The organism is Spongiactinospora rosea (assembly GCF_003315795.1).
Lineage (GTDB): Bacteria > Actinomycetota > Actinomycetes > Streptosporangiales > Streptosporangiaceae > Spongiactinospora > Spongiactinospora rosea.
In genome coordinates, this window is record NZ_QMEY01000044.1 from 1 (window position 1) to 19,526 (window position 19,526).

Genomic DNA, 19,526 nt, shown 5'->3' on the forward strand with positions numbered 1-19,526 from the left:
CTCGATCACCTGTCCATGCGTCAACTCCGCCGTGTCCCGCACCGGGCAGGCCGCATCCACCAGCTCCCGGATCCGTAACCGCGAGCAGAACCCGGCGATGACCGGTAACGCTCCGAGCATCTTCTCGACACTGGCCTGGCCCCACTGCGCACGCTGTCTCACCAGCCAGGTGATATCGCGACGACGATCACCACGGCAACCCGGCGATCTTCAAAAAGCCTCACGTGCGGAAAACGGGGCTAGCGGGAGGGCCGCCGTCCGCGCAGGATCCAGAACAGCCCGACCAGCGGCAGGACCAGCGGGATGAACAGGTAACCGCTCCCGAAACCCGACCACACGGTGGCTCGCGGGAACGCCGCCGGGTCGGCCAGGCTCAGCGTGCCCACCACGAGCACGCCCGCCAGCTCGATCAGGCACGCCACCAGCGCCGTACGGCGGGCCGACACCGCCAGGGCCACCGTGAGCAGGATGTAGACCGCCGCGGCGAAGGCCGACAGCGAGTAGGCCAGCGGGGCCTGGTCGAACCTGGTGGCGATCTGGACCGCCGCCCGCGCCCCCGCCGCCAGCGCGAAGACCCCGTAGACCGCGACCAACGCCCGGCCGGGGCCGGTGCCGATCGCCGCCGCCTCGCCGCGCGGGCTCACGCCACGCCCTGCCAAATCTGCAGCATCCGCGCGGTCATCACGGCGATCGCGAACCCGGCCACCACCAGGATGGCCGTGCCCCAGCGGCTGCGCTCGGCCAGCGCCAGCACGACCCCGACCGGCGGGATCACCGCCATGCCCGCCACGTAGCCGAACAGCGTCACCTTGTCCTGCGGGCCCGCGCCGCCGACGACGGCCGCGATGACGACACCGGCCTGCACGAGCACGGCCAACTCGAGCAGGGCGAAGCCGATCAGCAGGACCATCCCCATCGCCCGGCCCCGGATCGCGCCGATCAGGCTCCCCAGGGTGAGCACCACCGCCCCGATGATCACCGTGGCGGTCAGGGGGATGGGCAGTGCCGATGACACCGTTGACATGGTCATCAGCGTATCGCCGCGTGGCCCCGGTCCGGGTCTCGGCACCGGCTTGCGCGGCGTACGTACGATGGGTCGGTGGAACGGATTCTGGTCAGCGCGTGCCTGCTCGGGCGGCGGGTCCGCTTCGACGGCGGCGCGAAGACCAGCGGTGACGCGCTGCTGGCGGAGTGGCGGGCGCAGGGGCGACTGATACCGGTGTGTCCGGAAGTGGACGGCGGCCTGCCGGTGCCACGCCCTCCGGCCGAGATCGAGGACGGCGCGGGCGGGCCCGCCGTACTGGCCGGAACGGCCCGCGTACTGACCCCACAGGGGGCCGACGTGACCGCCGCCTACCTGGCCGGGGCCGAACAGGCCCTGGCCACCGCCCAGCGGTACGGCCTGCGGATCGCCATCCTGAAGGAGGGCAGCCCATCCTGCGGCGCCCTGACCGTTCACGACGGCACCTTCCGTGGCCACAAGATCCCCGGCCAGGGCGTCACCACGGCGCTGCTGACGACCCACGGCATCCACGTCTTCACCGAAGCCCAGATCCCCGATGCCGCCACCTACCTCAACACCCTCGAACCACCCCAATAGCCCCCCGCCGCGACGGTCACACGCGACCGGACCACCCGAGGCCCCCTGCGGTACGCCGTCTCACGAGGACACGACCCGAACGGCCCAGCCAGACGCGTACGCCACCTGAAAACACCCTCGGCGGCAATGGGAGCCCGCCGGACCCTTCACCATGAACCCGGCATCTGGCGATACTCCAGCCCACGAAGGACGCGGAACGAGCCCGACGGTCCGACCACCCGGCCCGGCCCGCTGTCACCACGCCCGCCTTCCGGCGATACTCCAGCGCACGGGGTCGCCCGGCCGGGCGCGGTGCTGCGCCCGGCCGGGGTGGGTCACCACTTCATGAAGACGCGTTCCTGTACGACCGGGTAGCCCGCCTTGTGGAAGGCCGCGGCCATCGGGGTGTTGCCGAAGTCGGTCTCGCCGACGACCTCCTCGGCGCCCTCCTCGGCCAGCATGTGCGTCGCCTCGGCCAGCAGGTCGTAGCCGTAGCCGTGGCCGCGCAGCTCCGGTACCACGCCGATCAGGCCGATCACCGGGACCGCGTAGTTACGGCTCGGCACGGTCAGCCCGGCGAGCGCGCCCGCCGGGGTGTAGGCGAGCCGCCACCATTCGCGGGGCCCGGGGAACCACTTAAGGATCTCCAGTTCCTCCCTCGCTGCCGCCTCTGCCCCCTCGCGGGCCGTCTGGTCGCGTACATGCGCGTCCAGCGTGCCCACGTGGACGCGTCTGATGGCGTCGAGCATGGCGTCGTCGTCGCAGGGGCGGTATTCGAGGCGGGTCGGCCGGGCCGGGAGGCCGTCGGCGGGGGTCCAGCGGAAGCGGATCCGTTCGACGAGCGGGCGCATGCCCGCCTCCCGCGCCGCGCTGAGTCGCGCCTCGGCCTCCACCGCCACCACCGGGTCGTCGCGCCAGCGCGGCGGCAGGACGAGGCAGTATTCAGCGGTGAAGGGCGCGCCGCGAAGCAGCGCGACGGCCGCCTCGTGGTCACTGTCGAAGTCGTACCAGTCGAGGTTGATCGGGTCGGCGTCGTCCGGGCCGCCCCACCAGGCGGCCCTGGCCACGACGCGGTCACCGCGCTGCGCGACCCAGGTCCATTCGGGCCGGTACTCGTGCCGGGACAGCAGTTCCCGATAGTCACGGCCGGTCCAGGCCATCCCGACGAGCGCGGGATCGGCCAGCTCAAAGAAAAGATCCTCCTCGCCCGCGCGCAGCGGGCGAATGACCAGGTCGGTCATGTAATCCTCCGGAAAGGCGATGCGCCTCCCCGGTCAGATGATCGCCCGAGTGAGAGGGAGGCGCGCGGTATGAATGGTGAACATCGCGATTCGCCTCCTTCCCTCTGCTCCGTGGGCGTGGAAACACCCAACCACATCGGTGCCATCGGCGTCCATTGAATTCCGCTGTGCGCGATCATGAGGTATGCGCACACACATCGCCATCGTGGGAAGCGGAATCGTCGGATCCGCCGCGGCCTACCGGCTGTGCCGAATGGGCCTCGCGGTCACCGTGATCGACCGGCCCGCGGGCGGCGGCCAGGCGACGGCGGCCGGGGCGGGCATCGTGTGCCCGTGGGTGGACCACGAGGGAGACGACGCCTGGTACCGCCTCGTGCGCGAGAGCGCCCGCGGCTATCCGGAGCTGGTGGCGGAGCTGGCCGAGGACGGCGAGGACGACTGCGGATACGCCTCCACCGGGGCCCTGCTGACCGCGGACGACCCCGCCGAGCTGGAGGGCGTGACGGCGCTGCTGGGCCGCAGGCGGCCGGGCGCGCCGGAAATGGGCGACATCTCCCCCGTGGACGACCCGGGCGCGGAGTTCCCGCCGCTGGCCGGGGGGCTGGCCGCGGTACGCGTCGGCGGGGCCGCCCGGGTGGACGGGCGTGCTTTCAGGGACGCCCTGTTGCGGGCTGCGGCGCGGCGGGGGGCGGCGCTGCGTACCGGTACGGCGCGCCTCGGCGGCGCGGAGAGGGTCGCGCTGGACATCAACGGCGAGCCGATCGGCGCGGACGCCGTGATCGTCGCCGCCGGAGCCTGGACCGCGGACCTGTGTGAGCCGCTGGGGCACCGGCTCGCGGTGTACCCGCAGCGCGGGCAGATCGTGCACGCCCGCCTGCCCGGCGTGGACACCTCCGGCTGGCCCATCGTGCTGCCCCGGTCCGGGCCCTATCTGCTGGGCTTCCCCGGTTCACGGATCGTCTTCGGCGCGACCCGCGAGGACGCCGGGTTCGACGGACGGGCGACGGTCGGCGGGCTGTCAGGGCTGCTCGCCGCCGGCCTGGCGGTGGCCCCCGGCCTCGCCGACGCCACCGTCCTAGAGACCCGCGTCGGCTTCCGCCCGGTGACCGGCGACGGACGCCCGATGATCGGGCTGCTCGCCCCCGGCGTCGTGGTCGCCACCGGCCTCGGCGCCTACGGCCTCACCGCCGGCCCCCTCACCGGCATCGCCGCCGCCCACTTCGCCCTCGGCCAAGACCCCGGCACAGACCTCTCCCCCTTCTCCCCCCTCCGTCCCGCCCCCCATGGGGAGTAGGGCGCCGGGTGAAGGGGTGGGCTGGGGAGAGGGTGCCGGCGAGTGTGTAGACCCTGATCAGCCCCCACACCGCCATGCCCCGGAGGAAGAGAGTCGAACATGAGATGAAGGCCGCAGAACCTGCGCACACGCCCTCACCGGCAACAGCGCCTCCCTCGGACAGCCCCGTCTTTCTCTCCCTGCGTGATGGCGGAACGGGAAAAGGGATTCGCTGATCGGGTTCGGTCCTTAGGGATGGCCGGGAAAGGTTGCGCCGATCACGGTGCGAGGCGAGACCTCGTGGCCTACGGGCTCGCCCTCACCAACACCACCGCCACAGGCCAGACAGGAGGCGAAGGCCGCAGGGCCTGCACACACGCCCTCACCAGCAACACCGCCACCCTCAGAACCCTCCCCTCAAACCCACCACAAAGCCCGCCGAACAACCCCCACACCGCCATACCGCGATGGCGGAGAGTCGGGCATGGGCGAAGGCCGCAGAATCTGCGCACACGCCCTCACCGGCAGCACCGCCCCCTCGGACACCGCCGCCTTCTCCGCCCTCCGTGATGGCGGAACGGGGAAAGGGGTTCACTGATCGGGTTCGGTCCCGGAGGATGGCCGGGGGAGGTTCTGCCGAGCACGATGAGCGGAGGGCGAGGCCGTGGGTGACGCCGTCGAGATGGAACGCCGGACGCGGGAGCGTGACGCGTTCATGCGCGATCCCTACCCCGTCTACGCGCAGGCCCGCAGTGCGCCCGGGCTGACCTATCTCCCCGAGATGGACGCCTGGCTGGTCAGCCGGTATGCGGACGTGCGGGAGGTGCTGCGGCGGCCGGAGGACTTCTCCTCGGTGCAGGCGTTGCGCCCCGACGTGCCGCCGTCGCCCGCCGTGCAGGCCGAGCTGGCCAAGGGCATCAGGGGCGGGCGGGTGGTGCTCACCGCGGACGGTGAGGCGCACCAGCGGTTGCGGGCGCCGCTGGTACGGGGACTGGCGGCGGCCAGGGTGGGCGCGCTCGCGCCGTACATCGCCGAACGGGCAGAGGCGCTGGTCGCGTCGTTCGCGGGGGACGGCCGGGCCGAGCTGATGGACGACTACGCCAGGCGGCTGCCCGGCGAGGTGATGGGCCGGATGCTCGGCTTCGACCCCGCCGACGTGCCCGCCGTGATCCGTGGCGGCTACCGCGCCGAGGCGCTGCTGTTCCGGCCGATGCCGGTCGAGGAACAGCTCGCCGCCGCCCGCGAGGTGGTCGCCCTGCAGCATCTCCTTGACGACCACATCCGCCGCGCCCACGCCGAACGAAGCGACGACCTGTGCGGCGAGCTCGTACGCGGCCTCGCCCCCGGCACGGCCGAGCCGACCGCCGAGCAGCGCGCCGAACTGGTGTCCAATCTACAGAACCTGCTGGTCGCCGGGCATCTCACCACCACCGGCCTGATCGGCACCACGATGCTGCACCTGCTCACCGACCGCTCCCGCTGGGAGGCGCTGTGCGCCCGCCCGGAGGCGATCCCGGCCGCGATCGAGGAGGCCGCCCGGTACGACACGCCGCTCCAGGCGTTCCGGCGGATCACCACCCGGCCGCTGACGCTCGCCGGGACCGACCTGCCCGCGGGCACCGCCGTACTGGTCGCCTACGGCTCGGCCAACCGCGACGAAGCCCGCCATGAGCGACCGGACGACTTCGACATCTCCCGCCCGCCTGCCCGCACCATGGCCTTCGGCCACGGCCCGCACAGCTGCCCCGGCTCCCAACTCGCCCGCGAGCAGTTACGCGTCACCCTGCGCACGCTGACGACCCGGCTCCCGGGCCTGCGCCTGGCCCCCGGCACACCGCCCGCCATGCTGCCCACGCTGATCCACCGCTCCCCCGCCGCGCTGCCGGTGGCCTGGCCGGTGGGAGACCGAAACGGAAACTGAATCAAGCGGGGCCTGCCGGATGGACAACGGCCCGGTACACGAATCAAAGGGTGGAGCTATGGGGATTCGAACCCCAGACCTCCTCCATGCCATGGAGGCGCGCTACCAACTGCGCCATAGCCCCTTGCGTTTCGATGCTCGGGAAGCATACCGGTACGGCGGGCCCGACACCTAATCGTGCGCCTGATCGCGGTGCGGCCCGGGCCGGGTGGGACCGGCGCGGGCCGTACGGCGGTGTCAGGGGCGGTCTTCCGCGGCTTCGGGGATGTCGTCGCTGTGGACGGGTTCGGGCAGGGTGCCCGCGTTGTGTTCGAGCAGGCGCCAGCCCTTGCGGCCCTCCTCAAGGACCGACCAGGAGCAGTTGCCCAGGCCGCCGAGGGCGGACCACAGCTCCTCCGGCAGGCCCAGCAGCCGGGCGATGCCGAGGCGCAGGGCCGCGCCGTGGGAGGCCACCACGAGCAGACCGCCGGGGGCCAGCTCGCCGGCCCAGCGGCGGACGGCCGTCGCGACGCGATCGGCCACGTCCACCACGTGCTCGCCGCCGGGGGCGTCCCAGGCGGCGAACTCCTGCGGCCAGCGGGCCGCGATCTCCTCGCGGGTCAGGCCCTCCCACTCGCCGCCACCGCGCTCGCGCAGGTCCTTGTCGGTGTAGGGGTCAAGACCGGTGAGCCTGCCCAAAGCGGAAGCGGTGTCGTGGGCGCGTCTCAGGTCGGAGGAGACGATCATCGAGGGGCGGAGGGCCGCCAGCAGCGCGGCGGCCCTGTTCGCCTGTGCGATCCCGACCTCGTCCAAGACGATGTCCGAGTGCCCCTGAAAACGGTGTTCGACGTTCCAGAGGGTCTGGCCGTGCCGCCAGCACACGATGCGGCGGTTGCTCACGTGGCCGCTCCGCGGCTCCGCTGCGCGGCGGCGTGCCGTACGCCCTCCGGCAGCGGAATGGGCGGGCAGTCCTTCCACAGCCGCTCCAGGGCGTAGAAGGTGCGGTCTTCCTCGTGCTGCACGTGCACGACGATGTCGACGTAGTCGAGCAGGACCCAGCGTCCCTCGCGCTCTCCCTCGCGGCGCACCGGCTTGGCGTCGGCCTCGATGCGCAGGCGCTCTTCGATCTCATCGACGATGGCGCGGACCTGGCGGTCGTTGGTCGCGGAGCAGAGCAGGAAGGCGTCGGTGATGACGAGCTGCTCACTGACGTCGTAGGCGAGGATGTCGTCGGCGAGCTTCTCGGCCGCCGCCTCGGCGGCGACCTCGATGAGCCGGACGGCTCGTTCGGTAGCGGTCACGATGTGGGTCAGACCTCCTGTTGTCGGCGCTGTCTCCTATGAGGATTCCCGGTACAGGCCGCGTTTATTGATGTATTGCACGATCCCGTCGGGCACCAGATACCAGATGGGCTCCCCGGCGCGCACCCGCTGGCGGCACTCCGAGGACGAGATCGCGAGAGCCGGGATCTCCACCAGACTGACCTTCCCCTCCGGGAGACCTGGGTCATGCAGCACATGACCCGGCCGGGTACAGCCTACGAAATGCGCGATGGTGAACAGCTCGTCAACATCTCGCCAGGAGAGTATCTGCGCGAGCGCGTCCGCTCCCGTTATGAAGTACAGCTCTACGCCGGGCCCATATATTCCGCAGATGTCACGCAGTGTGTCAATGGTGAAGGTGGGCCCAGGGCGGTCGATGTCCACCCGGCTCACCGAGAAGCGGGGGTTGGACGCCGTGGCGATGACGGTCATGAGGTAGCGGTCCTCGGGGGCGGAGACCGCCTGGGACGCCTTCTGCCACGGCCTGCCGGTGGGCACGAAGACGACCTCGTCGAGGTCGAAGTGATGGGCCACCTCGCTCGCGGCGACCAGGTGGCCGTGGTGGATGGGATCGAACGTGCCGCCCATGACCCCCACCCGCCGATGACCCTGGCCGTTCGGCGCGTTCATCATGCAACGGACCATACGCGTCTCAATACGGTGGACTTGACTCGCCCCCGCCCTGTGACCCCGCGCGAAGGGCCCGCCGCCGACGTAGCATGCCGGGCATGACGACCACCCCGGATCGAAACCGAGTACAGCTTGCCGGTATCTCGTCCCGCGCCTACGAACACCCCGCCGACCGGTCCGCGCTGGTCGCCTTGCGTTCGCTGAGCGGGTTCGACACCGTTCTCAAGCAGATGTCAGGACTGATCAGTGAGCGCCGCCTGCGCCTGATCTACCTCGCCTCGGCGGTCCGCACCAGCGAAACGCAGTTCCGTGCCCTCCACGACATGGGCCGGGACGCCGCCTACATTCTCGACCTGCGCCGCATCCCGGAGGTCTATGTCCAGCAGGACCCAAGTGTCAACGCCAAGGCGATCGGCTTCGACGACCCGTTCATCGTCGTCACCACCGGCCTCCTCAACCTCATGGACGAGGAGGAGCAGCGGTTCGTCATCGGCCACGAGACCGCGCACATCCTGTCCGGGCACGCCGTCTACCGGACCATGCTCGACATCCTCACCCGCCTGGCCACCCGGGTGGCGTGGATCCCGCTCGGCTACATCGGGCTGCGGGCGATCGTGGCCGGCCTTGAGGAGTGGTACCGCAAGTCCGAGCTCTCCGCCGACCGTGGCGGCCTGCTCTGCGGCCAGGACCCCGAGGCGGCGCTGCGCGCGCTGATGAAGCTGGCCGGCGGGTCGCGCCTGCACGAGATGAACGTCGAGGCGTTCCTCGACCAGGCCAGGGAGTACGACACGGGCGGCGACGTCCGCGACGGCTTCCTGAAGGTCCTCAACCTCCTCGGCACCACCCACCCGTTCGCCGTGGCCAGGGTCGCCGAGCTGGACAAGTGGCGGCGCAGCGGCGAGTACGAGCGGATCCTCGGCGGCGACTACCCGCGCCGGGAGGACGACGCCAACGCCAAGATCTCCGAAGAGGTCAAGGCCGCCGCGCGTTCCTACCGCGAGTCGTGGTCGCAGTCCCAGGACCCCTTCATCGGCGTCCTGCGCGACGTCGCCGAGGGCGCGGTGCACGCGGGCGAGCGGATCTTCAACCGCTTCGCGCGCCGGGACGGCTGAGCGTCGGGCGGGTCGAGAGCCGTCAGAGCAGGAGGGAGATGACGCGCACGGTCGCGGCGCACAGCGCGACGAACCCGCCCAGTACGGCCAGCGCGCGCAACCCCTCCCTCCGCAACTCCGGCAGCGCCGGACCGACCCGCTCGATCTCCCGGCCGATGATCGCCCCGCACACCACGGCGAACACCACCCCGGCGACGGTCACCGGCACCGGCTCCTCCCACCAGACCGGTCCGAGGTGACCGCCGGACACCGCCCAGAGCGTCAGGCCCGCCGCGCCCGCGGCGGGCACTCCAGGCCAGAGCACCGCGCTCAGCGCCGAGACGGCCAGCGTGAGCGGGAAGGACACCACCCGCAGGATGCGCCGGGCCGGAGCCGATCGGCGCTTGCGCACCGACCAGTGGCCGAGCCAGATGGTGCGGACCAGCACGACGAAGACGGCGGTGAGCACGGGCGTGACCGGGGCCCAGATCACCGACGCCACGACGCACGGCGCGGCCAGTACGGCGAGCACCAGCAGCGCCGCGTTGCCGGCCGGGAGCGGCCCCGTGCTCGTACGCCGCACCGCCCGCCTGGCCCTGACCTGCACACCGGCCGTCGCGCCCCGGCCGCCGTCCATGGCGGCCTTGACACCGGCCTTCGTGCCCCTGCCGCCGTCCACGGCAGCCTTGGCCCGGCCTTCCGCAACGCCCCTGCCGCCGCCGTCCGCGGCGCCCTTGCCCCGGCCCTCCAGCGCGGTCCTGCCGCCTTCGGCGCCGCCCTTGACCCTGCCGGTCTTCTCGGGGGAGGCGGTGGCGACCCTGATGTCCTCGCGCGGCTCGGCGGCGCCCGTCCTGCCCCGGCCGGGGGCCTTGACCGCCTCCGCCTCCTTGCCGCGGGCCTCCGCGGCCGCCGCGGCGGCGACCCTGCGCCTGCCGCCGCCCGGTACGCCCTCCTCGGCCGCGGACGCCTGCTCGGGCTCCCCGCGGCGCGGCGGGCGCGCCGAAGCCGTTCTGGCTCCGCCCCGCTTGACCCCGGGCACGCCCTCGGCCAGGTCGGTGGCGACGGCGGCCGGCTCGTCCGTGATCGGCGGCCCCGCCTCGGCCGCGCCGCCCTCGTCGGCACCGGACACGCGTGTCGCCTTGGCCAGCCTGGTCAGGCGGTCGGCGAGCAGGGCGGCGGTGGGCCGTTTGGCCGGGCTGCGGTTGAGCCCCGCCTTGATCAGCGGCAGCAGCGCCGCGGGCACGCCTTCGAGGTCGGCCTGGCCGTTCAGGATCGCGTACATCAGCGCCTCGGCGGTGCCCCCGGAGAAGGTCGGCCGGCCGGTGCCCGCGAACGCGATGGTCGCGGCCCAGGCGTAGACGTCGGCGGGCTGCCCGACCGGCTCGTCGGCGAACAGCTCGGGCGCGGCGTAGCCGGGGGTGCCGAGGAAGGTGCCGGTCATGGTGAGCCGGGTGGCGTCCACGAGCTGGGCGATGCCGAAGTCGATCAGGATCGGCCCCTCCGGGCCGATCAGCACGTTGCCGGGCTTCATGTCGCGGTGGACCACGCCCGCGGCGTGGATGATGGCCAGCGCCGTCGTCATCCGCAGCGCCAGCTCGACCAGCTCGGCCTGCTCGAACGGCCCGTCCCTGCGCACCCGCTCCAGCAGCGTCTCGCCGTCGATGTGCTCCATGACCAGGTAGGGCCGCCGGGCCCGCAGGTCGGCGTCGAGCACGCGGGCGACATAGGGGCTCTCGACCCGGCGGAGCGCGCGAACCTCGCGTTCCAGCCGTAATCTGGCCTCCGCGTCGTAGTCCGGCGAATCGCGCAGCAGCTTCACGGCGACACGATCACCGCGCCGGGTGCTCGCGAGGTAGACCTCGCCCATGGCCCCTCGGCCGAGCCTCTCCAGCAGGGTGTACGGCCCGACCCGGCCGAGCTTGCCCACGCTCCCTCCTCGCCCGGCGCCTCCTCAGGGCCCACACCCTAGTGCAGCCCCGCCCGGATAGGCCGTACGGCGCGCCGTACGCGGAAAATGGGCGCAATGTACTTCAACGAGAGCCGGATTCGCCTTCGCTGCGCCGCCCGCCCGGCTCGTCCGGTGCCGGGGGCGCGGCATGGCGGCCGGTCGAGGTCTGCCGCGCCGTCGCGGGCCAGTCGCCCAGCGACCCCGGTGCGGCCTTCGGCGGCCCGCCGCGCTCGGTCTCGTCGGCCTGGTCGGCCAGATGGGCGGTGTCGCCGCCTTCGGCCCGCCGCTCGGAGCCGACGCCCCCCGCCGGCCGCTCGGACTCGTCGGCCAGGTCGGCGAAGTGCGCCGGATCGCCGTCGTCGGCACGGCCCTCGCCCTGCCGCTCTGCCCCGCCGTACCAGGCTCCCGGGGTGACCTCGTCGGCCTCCCTGCGCCTGCGCTCCCGGCGCCGCCCGAAGATCAGATGGTCAAGGCTGAACCGGCCCGCGCCGCCCGCCGCGAGCAGCAGCACCGCCGAACCCAGCCCGCCGACCAGCTCGAACCCGCCGTCGGAGATGAAGATGCCGTTGCGGGCGTGCACGAAGATCGCCGCCGCCGCGCAGACCACGGCGAGCAGGAGCGCGGCCAGCGGCGTGACCAGCCCGAGGATCAGCAGCGCCCCGCCGACCAGCTCCACCGCCATGGTGAACCCCGCCGCGACCTGCGGCATCGGGATCCCCATCTCGGCGAACCCCGCCGCCGTGGGCCCCACCCCGCCCGCTTTGATCTTCTGCAGGCCGTGCGCCATGAAGATGACGCCCACGATCAGCCGGGCGATCAGCGCCGCGATGTCGTAAAGCCACCGTCTCACGGCCGCCACCCCCCTTCGGGGCGAAGGGCGACGCGGCCGGTCGGGTCAAAAGCGACGACAAGCTCCATGACTCCTAGTAAACGCCATAACAGGCCGATTACCTAGAGCGACACACCGATTTCAGTCCGCCACAGGTGCGATGACCGTGCCCGCCGAGGTGCGGAGATGCCCGTCCCCGACGTAGATCCACTTGGTGGAGGTGAGCTCGGGCAGCCCCATCGGGCCGCGCGCGTGCAGCTTCTGGGTGGAGATGCCGATCTCCGCGCCGAAGCCGAACTCCCCGCCGTCGGTGAACCGCGTGGAGGCGTTGACCGCCACCGCCGCCGAGTCGACCAGCGCCACGAACCGGCGGGCCGCCCGCTGCGAGCGCGTGACGATCGCCTCGGTGTGCGCCGAGCCGTACTTCCTGATGTGCGCGACGGCGTCGTCCAGCGAGTCGACGACGGCGGCGGCCAGGTCGAGCGAGAGGTATTCGGTGTAGTAGTCGTCCTCGGTCGCGGCGACCACCTGACCGTGGGCGGCCACCCGCTCGTCGCCGTGCACGGTCACGCCCGCCTCGGCCAGCGCGGCCAGCGCCCGGGGCAGGAACTCCGCCGCCACGTCGGCGTGCACCAGCACCGTCTCTGCCGCGTTGCACACCGAGGGCCGCTGGGCCTTGGCGTTGAGCAGGATCTCCACGGCCAGCGGCACGTCGGCGTCGGCATCGACGTACACGTGGCAGTTGCCCACCCCGGTCTCGATCACCGGCACGGTGGACTCCTCCACCACCGAGTTGATCAGCGACGCGCCGCCGCGCGGGATCAGCACGTCCACCAGGCCGCGGGCGCGCATCAGGTGCTTGACCGACTCGCGGGTCAGGCCCGGCACGAGCTGCACCGCGTCGGCCGGGACGCCGGTACCGGCCAGCGCGTCCCGCATCACGCCGACCAGCGCCACGTTGGAGGAGTAGGCGCTGGAGGAGCCGCGCAGCAGCGTGGCGTTGCCGCTCTTCAGGCACAGCGCCGCGGCGTCCACCGTGACGTTGGGGCGGCCCTCGTAGATGATGCCGACCACGCCGAGCGGCACCCTGACCTGGCGCAGCTCCAGCCCGTTGGGCAGCGTGCCGCCGCGCACCACCTCGCCGACCGGGTCGGGGAGGTCGGCGATCTCAAGGACGGCCTGGGCGATCTTCTCGACCCGCTCAGGGTCGAGCCGGAGACGGTCGATCATGGCCTCGGACAGGCCGCCCTCGCGGGCCCGCGCCACGTCGGCGGCGTTGGCCTCGACCAGCTCCGCGGACCGCGCGACCAGCGCGTCCGCGATGGCCCGCAGCGCGGCGTCCTTCACCGCCCTGGGCAGCGGCGCCAGCTCGGCGCTCGCCTCTCTGGCGGCCGTGGCCACCGCGCGGAACTCGGCTGCATCAGACATGGGACGCTCCAGAAAGATCAGGCTCAAGCAGGACGATGTCATCGCGGTGGATCAGCTCGCGCTCGTACTCGGGCCCCAGCGAGCCGGCCAGCTCCCTGGTGGACCGGCCGAGCAGGCCGGGGATCTCCGCGGAGTCGAAGTTGACCAGCCCGCGGGCCACCGCGTCGCCGTGCGGGCCGCACAGGTCGACCGGGTCGCCCGCGCTGAAGTCGCCCTCCACCGCGGTCACTCCGGCGGGCAGCAACGACATCCGCCGCCCCACCACGGCCTCCACCGCGCCGTGGTCGAGGTGCAGCCGCCCGCGGCCGGTGGCCGCGTGGGCCAGCCACAGCAGCCGGGTGCCGGGGTGTCTGCCGTCGGGGTGGAAGTAGGTGCCGACGTCGGCTCCGGCGAGCGCCTGGGCGGCGTGCGCGGCGGCGGTCAGCACCACGGGAACGCCGGCCCCGGTGGCGATCCGCGCGGCCTGGACCTTGGTCACCATGCCGCCGGTGCCCACCCGGCCGGACCGGCCCAGCTCCACGTCCGCGAGGTCGGCGGGACCGCGTACGTCGGTGAGCCGGTTGGCCCCGCCGGGACGGCGCGGGTCGCCGTCGTACAGGGCGTCCACGTCGGACAGCAGCAGCAGGGCGTCGGCGTGCATCAGGTGGGTGACCAGGGCGGCCAGCCGGTCGTTGTCGCCGAACCTGATCTCGTCGGTGGCCACCGTGTCGTTCTCGTTGACCACGGGCACGATGCCCAGCTCAAGGAGGCGGTCCAGGGTGCGCTGGGCGTTCCTGTGGTGGGAGCGGCGCATCATGTCGTCGGCGGTCAGCAGCACCTGGCCGACGCGCAGGCCGTACCGGGCGAAGGAGGAGGTGTAGCGGGCGATGAGCACGCCCTGCCCGACCGACGCGGCGGCCTGCTGGGTGGCCAGGTCGCGGGGCCGGGTGGGCAGGCCGAGGGGACCGAGCCCGGCGGCGATGGCGCCGGAGGAGACCAGCACGATCTGCGTGCCACCGGCCCGGCGCGCGGCCAGTACGTCCACCAGCGCGTCGACGCGGTCTCCGTCGATCATCCCCTGGGGGGTCGTCAGCGACGACGATCCCACCTTGACCACAAGGCGGGACGCGGTACGCAGCCCCCCGCGCTCAGCATTCACTCGCCGTCCCCATTTCCCTGTCGCGCTGTCATCCGATTCTGCTGTCCGACCCGCGCGGACCCCGGCGCGGCACGCCGCCGCCGACCGAAGGCCGCCAGTCGAACACGTAGCCGCCCTCCATCGGGCCGATGACGACCTCCGCGCCCTCGGTGGCGCCCGCGTCGCGCAGCGCCTCCTCCACGCCGAGGCGTTCCAGCCGGTCGGCCAGGTAGCCGACGGCCTCGTCGTTGTTGAAGTCGGTCTGGCGGATCCACCGCTCCGGCTTCTCGCCGGTGACCTGGAAGGTGTCCTCGCCGACCCGGCGTACGGAAAAGCCCTCCTCGCCGAGCTGGCGCGGCCGGATGACCAGGCGCGTCGGCTCCTGCACGGGCGCGGCGGCGCGGAACGCGGCCACCATCTCGCCCATCGCGAAGGACAGCTCGCGCAGGCCCTCATGGCTGGCCGCCGACACGGTGAACACCCGCAGCCCGCGTTCCTTGAGCATCGGCGTGACCAGCTCGGCCAGCTCGCGGGCGTCGGGGACGTCGGCCTTGTTGAGCACGACCAGGCGGGGGCGGTCGGACAGCTCGCCGTACGCGTGCAGCTCGGCCTCGATCACCTCGAAGTCGCTCAGCGGGTCCCTGCCGGGCTCCATGGTGGCGCAGTCCAGAACGTGCACGATGGTCGAGCAGCGCTCGACGTGCCGCAGGAACTCGTGCCCGAGGCCCCTGCCCTCCGACGCGCCGGGGATGAGGCCGGGCACGTCGGCGATGGTGAAGACGGTGTCGCCCGCGGTGACCACGCCGAGGTTGGGGACCAGGGTGGTGAACGGGTAGTCGGCGATCTTCGGGCGGGCCGCCGACAGCGCGGCGATGAGCGAGGACTTGCCCGCGTTGGGGAAGCCGACCAGCGCCACGTCGGCGACGGTCTTCAGCTCCAGCAGGACGTCCAGCCGGTCGCCCGGCTCGCCGAGCAGCGCGAAGCCGGGGGCCTTGCGCTTGGTGGAGGCCAGCGCCGCGTTGCCGAGGCCGCCCTGCCCGCTGCTCGCCACCACGTAGCGGGTGCCGACGCCGACCATGTCCACCAGCACCTCGCCGGTGGCGGCGTTCTTGACCACGGTGCCGTTGGGCACCGGCAGCACGAGGTCCGCGCCGCGCGCGCCGTCCCGGTTGGAGCCCTCGCCCTGCCGGCCGTTCTGGGCGGCGCGGTGCGGACGGTGGTGGTAGTCGAGCAGGGTGGAGGTGTTGGCGTCGACCTCCAGGATCACGTCCCCGCCCCGCCCGCCGTTGCCGCCGTCGGGGCCGCCGAGCGGCTTGAACTTCTCCCTGTGGACGGACGCGCAGCCGTTCCCGCCGTCACCCGCCCGGACGTGGAGGACGACCTGGTCTACGAACTCGGCCACTGTTGCTTCCCATCATGGTCTGTGAAGACACGAACAGGGGTGGACCGCGAATGGCGATCCACCCCTGTCGGATTTAACGTCTACCGGCGCGGATCTACTCCGCGGGCGGGACGACGATGCTCACGGCGCGCCTGCCGCGCTTGCGGCCGAACTCCACGTGCCCCGCGGCCAGCGCGAACAGCGTGTCGTCGCCACCGCGGCCGACGTTGTCGCCCGGGTGGAAGTGGGTGCCGCGCTGCCGCACGATGATCTCGCCGGCCTTGACGAGCTGACCGCCGAACCGCTTCACGCCGAGGCGCTTGGCGTTGGAGTCACGGCCGTTCCGCGTGGACGACGCGCCCTTCTTGTGTGCCATCTCGCAAACTCCCGTAACTCAGGACTGGTCGATACCGGTGATCTTCACCTGGGTGTACCGCTGACGGTGGCCCTGGCGCTTCTTGTAACCGGTCTTGTTCTTGTACTTCAGGATGCGGATCTTGGGGCCCTTGGTCTCGCCCAGGATCTCGGCCGAGACCGTGAACTTGCCCGCCTCGGTGGTCACGTCCCCGTCGTTGACGACGAGGATCGTCGGCAGCGAGACCGTGGAACCGACCTCGCCGGCGAGCCTGTCCACCTCAAGGACATCGCCGACGGAGACCTTCTGCTGCCTGCCGCCGCAACGAACGATCGCGTACACCGCGGAACCCTTCTGCTTCGTGCTCGCTGGATGCTGCGCCCCGCATCCGGTCACCATCAATTGTTTGGACCGACGAACCGGGTAGGCGCGCGAACAGGGCGCGTCTGCGGACGCACCGGTTCACTAGGGTACCGGATATCGGCAGCCCCGGTCGAACCGGGCGGAACGTCGGACCGGCCGACCTCGGCCGGATCGTGGCCGCTAGTCGGCTTGCTTGGCGGCCCGGCGAGTGCGTCGCCGCCCCCTGCTCGTGCCCTGGGCGGCCTGATCGTCATCTGCCCGGTCGCCACCAAGCGCATCGGTCACCGTATCACGGCCCGCCTGGTCTCCGGCGGCGACAGCGGAGCCCTCGCCGTTCTTCGACAGCTTGCCCGCGACGGCCTTCTCGATCGCCATCTTGCCCTGCGTGCCGCGCGGCTCCGGGACGCCCGGGGCGGGCTCCGTGGAGATGTGCAGCCCGCGGCCGTTGCAGCACTCGCACGGCGTGGAGAACGCCTCAAGCAGCCCCTGGCCGACCCGCTTGCGGGTCATCTGGACCAGGCCCAGCGAGGTGACCTCGGCCACCTGGTGCTTGGTGCGGTCGCGCGCCAGGCACTCCAGCAGCCGCCGCAGCACCAGGTCGCGGTTGCTCTCCAGCACCATGTCGATGAAGTCGATGACGATGATGCCGCCGACGTCGCGCAGCCGGAGCTGGCGGACGATCTCCTCGGCCGCCTCCAGGTTGTTGCGGGTGACCGTCTCCTCCAGGTTTCCGCCCTGGCCGGTGAACTTGCCGGTGTTGACGTCCACCACGGTCATCGCCTCGGTGCGGTCGATGACCAGCGAACCGCCGCTCGGCAGCCACACCTTGCGCTCCAGCGCCTTGGCGATCTGCTCGTCCACGCGGTAGGCGGCGAACACGTCGGCGTCGTCCTGCCAGCGGGTCACCCGGTCGGCGAGGTGCGGGGCCACGTAGCGGACGTACTCGTCCACCGTCTCCCACACGTCACCGGCGACCACCAGCGAGGAGAAGTCCTCGTTGAAGACGTCTCTGACCACGCGGATGGTGAGGTCCGGCTCGGAGTACAGCAGCTCGGGCGGCCCGGCGGACTTGGCCTTGCGCTGGATGTTCTCCCACTGCGCCGACAGCCTGGCGACGTCGCGGTCCAGCTCCTCCTCCGAGGCGCCCTCCGCGGCGGTCCTGACGATCACGCCCGCGTTCTCCGGGGTGACCTTCTTCAGGATGCTCTTCAGGCGCGAGCGCTCCTTGTCGGGCAGCTTGCGCGAGATGCCGGTCATCGACCCCTCGGGGACGTAGACCAGGTAGCGGCCGGGCAGGCTGATCTGGCTGGTCAGCCGGGCGCCCTTGTGGCCCATCGGGTCCTTGGTGACCTGCACCAGCACCGACTGGCCCGACTTGAGCGCGGCCTCGATCCGCTTGGGCTGGCCCTCCAGACCGGCGGTGTCGAAGTTGACCTCGCCCGCGTACAGGACGGCGTTCCTGCCCTTGCCGATGTCGACGAAGGCGGCCTCCATCGAGGGCAGCACGTTCTGGACCTTGCCCAGGTAGACGTTGCCGACGTAGGACTGACCGGCCTCGCGGTCCACGTAGTGCTCGACGAGCACGCCGTCCTCAAGGACCGCCATCTGGGTACGGCCGCCGGTCCGGCGCACGACCATGACCCGCTCCACCGACTCGCGGCGGGCCAGGAACTCCGACTCGGTGATGATCGGCGGACGCCTGCGGCCCAGCTCCCTGCCCTCGCGGCGGCGCTGCTTCTTGGCCTCCAGGCGGGTCGAGCCGCGGACGCTCTGCACCTGGTCGATGGACGTGCTCACCGAACCGCCGCGCCCGGCGCGCGGCGCGCGGATGCGCACCACGGTGTTGGGCGGGTCGTCGGCGGACGGCTCGGCGCCCTCCTCGCCGCCGCGCCTGCGCCGCCTGCGGCGCCTGCGCGAACCGGTGGCGGTCTCCTCGGACTCCTCGTCGGCCTGGTCCTCGGCCTCGGCCGCCTCGGTGTCCTCGCCGTCGGCGTCGTCGCGGTCGCGGGCCTTGCCCCGGCCGCGTCCGCCGCGCCTGCGCCGCCTGCGGCGGCCACCGCCGTCGCCCTGCTCGTCGGCGTCGGTGTCCACGTCGTCGTCGGTGTCGTCGGCCGTCTCGGCCTCTTCGGGCTCGGGCAGCGGCTCCTCCGCGGCCTCCGGCTCCTCCTCGGGCGCCGCGGCGACCGGCTGGGGAGCCGGGCGCGCGGGCTCGGCCGTACGGGGCTCGGGGGCCTGGAACAGCGGGGTGAACACGGCGGCGGGAGCCTGGAAGCTCACCGCGGGCGGGCCTGCCGCCAGCCGCTCGTGCGCGCTCAGCCCGAACGGGTCGGCGAACAGCCCGGGACGGCCGGCCGCGTCATCGGCGTCCTGGCCGGTCTCCCCGCGCGGCTCCACGTCGAGGTCTTCACCTGCCGGTTCGTCGTCCAGCGGCTCGTTCTCGGGCAGCGCGAGCAGGTCGTCCTCGGTCGGCGCGGCCTCGGCGGGCGCCCCGGACTCAGGCTCGGACACGGGCTCGGACACGGGCTCGGTGGATCGTTCCGTGGCGGCCGGCTGCTCCTCGGCCTTCTTCCTGGTGCGGCGGCGCTTGACCGGCGCCTCGGGGACCTCCGCCGTCTCCTCGGCGGGCACCTCAGGGGCGGCCTCGGGAGCCTCGGTCTTCTTGGTCGTACGGCGGCGCGCGGTCGTCGCCGTCGAGGTGGTCCGGCGCCGGGTGCGCTTGACCGGCTCCTCCTCGGCGACGCTCTCGGTGGCGCTGTCGGCAGGGGCCTCGGCGGGCGCCTCCTGGGCCACGGGCGGCGCGGCCGGCTCGGCGGGCTCGGCCGCGAAAGCGGGAAGGGTGCGCGGCGCGGCGGTCGCCGCCACGCTCACGCCGGACTCCTCCGGCTCGGGCGGCGGGCCGGCCGGACGGCTGGCGGCCCGGCGGCGGGGTGTCGTCGTCGGTGGGTGTTCTGTTGTATCGCCGTCGGGCCGGCCGGCCTCGGCGCCGGGCTCGTTGTCGAGCATGCGGGCAATCTCCCGTCAGCTCCCGGGCGCGTCTCCGCGCCGCGCAGGAGCTCTCGTCGCTGCTGC

At 72.6% G+C, this 19,526-nt stretch carries 19 protein-coding genes and 1 tRNA gene; 4 read left to right on the forward strand and 16 right to left on the reverse strand.

Annotated features, from left to right (window positions below):
- From DP939_RS43585 to DP939_RS43595, 3 genes are all read right to left on the reverse strand, one after another.
- Window positions 1-120, reverse strand: a 120-nt coding sequence (locus DP939_RS43585) for a DUF4277 domain-containing protein (RefSeq protein ID WP_225878923.1), incomplete at its 3' end; no start/stop codon positions are given.
- A 119-nt stretch (window positions 121-239) separates the two neighbouring features.
- Window positions 240-644 (reverse strand): hypothetical protein, encoded by a 405-nt coding sequence (locus DP939_RS43590; RefSeq protein WP_113986727.1) that lies wholly within the window; start codon window positions 642-644, stop codon window positions 240-242.
- On the reverse strand, window positions 641-1,024 hold the full coding sequence (locus DP939_RS43595) for a hypothetical protein (protein WP_225878917.1): 384 nt from the start codon (window positions 1,022-1,024) through the stop codon (window positions 641-643). The genes DP939_RS43590 and DP939_RS43595 overlap by 4 nt, the downstream gene beginning before the upstream one ends.
- A 75-nt stretch (window positions 1,025-1,099) precedes the next feature.
- On the opposite strand from DP939_RS43595, the gene DP939_RS43600 reads away from it, so the two are divergent.
- The gene (locus tag DP939_RS43600) at window positions 1,100-1,600 is read left to right on the forward strand and encodes a DUF523 domain-containing protein (RefSeq protein WP_113986728.1); all 501 of its coding nucleotides are present in this window, start codon (window positions 1,100-1,102) and stop codon (window positions 1,598-1,600) included.
- Between the two features lie 314 nt (window positions 1,601-1,914).
- Here the strand turns inward: DP939_RS43600 and DP939_RS43605 are convergent, their stop codons facing one another.
- Window positions 1,915-2,820 carry a GNAT family N-acetyltransferase gene (locus DP939_RS43605; protein ID WP_113986729.1) on the reverse strand — a complete coding sequence of 302 codons (906 nt, stop codon included), beginning with the start codon at window positions 2,818-2,820 and terminating at the stop codon, window positions 1,915-1,917.
- 184 nt (window positions 2,821-3,004) lie between these two features.
- Between DP939_RS43605 and DP939_RS43610 the strand changes: the two genes are divergently transcribed.
- Window positions 3,005-4,114, forward strand: coding sequence for an NAD(P)/FAD-dependent oxidoreductase (locus DP939_RS43610; protein WP_113986730.1), 1,110 nt, complete (start codon window positions 3,005-3,007; stop codon window positions 4,112-4,114).
- Between the two features lie 643 nt (window positions 4,115-4,757).
- Complete coding sequence (locus tag DP939_RS43615; RefSeq protein ID WP_225878918.1) at window positions 4,758-6,014, forward strand: cytochrome P450; 1,257 nt, start codon at window positions 4,758-4,760, stop codon at window positions 6,012-6,014.
- Window positions 6,015-6,065: 51 nt separating this feature from the next.
- Here DP939_RS43615 and DP939_RS43620 read toward each other — a convergent pair.
- The 4 genes from DP939_RS43620 to nadD form a co-directional block, all read right to left on the reverse strand.
- A tRNA-Ala gene (locus tag DP939_RS43620) sits at window positions 6,066-6,138 on the reverse strand.
- 113 nt (window positions 6,139-6,251) lie between these two features.
- Complete coding sequence (locus tag DP939_RS43625) at window positions 6,252-6,893, reverse strand: histidine phosphatase family protein (protein ID WP_199565817.1); 642 nt, start codon at window positions 6,891-6,893, stop codon at window positions 6,252-6,254.
- Window positions 6,890-7,294, reverse strand: coding sequence for a ribosome silencing factor (gene rsfS / locus DP939_RS43630; protein WP_111169682.1), 405 nt, complete (start codon window positions 7,292-7,294; stop codon window positions 6,890-6,892). Before rsfS ends, DP939_RS43625 begins: the two co-directional genes overlap by 4 nt.
- A gap of 36 nt (window positions 7,295-7,330) precedes the next feature.
- The gene (nadD, locus tag DP939_RS43635) at window positions 7,331-7,948 is read right to left on the reverse strand and encodes a nicotinate-nucleotide adenylyltransferase (protein WP_113986732.1); all 618 of its coding nucleotides are present in this window, start codon (window positions 7,946-7,948) and stop codon (window positions 7,331-7,333) included.
- 86 nt (window positions 7,949-8,034) lie between these two features.
- On the opposite strand from nadD, the gene DP939_RS43640 reads away from it, so the two are divergent.
- Entirely contained in the window at window positions 8,035-9,057 is a 1,023-nt protein-coding gene (locus tag DP939_RS43640; protein ID WP_404828641.1) for a M48 family metallopeptidase, read from the forward strand.
- Window positions 9,058-9,079: 22 nt separating this feature from the next.
- Here DP939_RS43640 and DP939_RS43645 read toward each other — a convergent pair whose 3' ends face one another.
- The 8 genes from DP939_RS43645 to DP939_RS43680 form a co-directional block, all read right to left on the reverse strand.
- Window positions 9,080-10,963, reverse strand: a complete 1,884-nt coding sequence (locus tag DP939_RS43645; RefSeq protein ID WP_113986734.1) for a serine/threonine-protein kinase — start codon at window positions 10,961-10,963, stop codon at window positions 9,080-9,082.
- Between the two features lie 103 nt (window positions 10,964-11,066).
- Window positions 11,067-11,834 (reverse strand): DoxX family protein, encoded by a 768-nt coding sequence (locus tag DP939_RS47425; protein WP_225878919.1) that lies wholly within the window; start codon window positions 11,832-11,834, stop codon window positions 11,067-11,069.
- Window positions 11,835-11,954: 120 nt separating this feature from the next.
- Window positions 11,955-13,241: a glutamate-5-semialdehyde dehydrogenase gene (locus DP939_RS43655; protein WP_113986735.1), complete on the reverse strand. Its 1,287-nt coding sequence runs from the start codon at window positions 13,239-13,241 to the stop codon at window positions 11,955-11,957.
- Window positions 13,234-14,379 (reverse strand): glutamate 5-kinase, encoded by a 1,146-nt coding sequence (proB, locus tag DP939_RS43660; RefSeq protein WP_113986736.1) that lies wholly within the window; start codon window positions 14,377-14,379, stop codon window positions 13,234-13,236. Before proB ends, DP939_RS43655 begins: the two co-directional genes overlap by 8 nt.
- Before the next feature lie 28 nt (window positions 14,380-14,407).
- Complete coding sequence (gene obgE / locus DP939_RS43665; protein ID WP_113986737.1) at window positions 14,408-15,760, reverse strand: GTPase ObgE; 1,353 nt, start codon at window positions 15,758-15,760, stop codon at window positions 14,408-14,410.
- Window positions 15,761-15,854: 94 nt separating this feature from the next.
- Entirely contained in the window at window positions 15,855-16,115 is a 261-nt protein-coding gene (gene rpmA / locus DP939_RS43670; RefSeq protein ID WP_111169687.1) for a 50S ribosomal protein L27, read from the reverse strand.
- An 18-nt stretch (window positions 16,116-16,133) separates the two neighbouring features.
- The gene (rplU, locus tag DP939_RS43675) at window positions 16,134-16,436 is read right to left on the reverse strand and encodes a 50S ribosomal protein L21 (RefSeq protein ID WP_113986752.1); all 303 of its coding nucleotides are present in this window, start codon (window positions 16,434-16,436) and stop codon (window positions 16,134-16,136) included.
- Between the two features lie 201 nt (window positions 16,437-16,637).
- A complete protein-coding gene (locus tag DP939_RS43680) occupies window positions 16,638-19,460 on the reverse strand; it encodes an Rne/Rng family ribonuclease (protein ID WP_113986738.1) in 2,823 nt (940 codons plus the stop codon).
- Window positions 19,461-19,526: the final 66 nt, after the last annotated feature.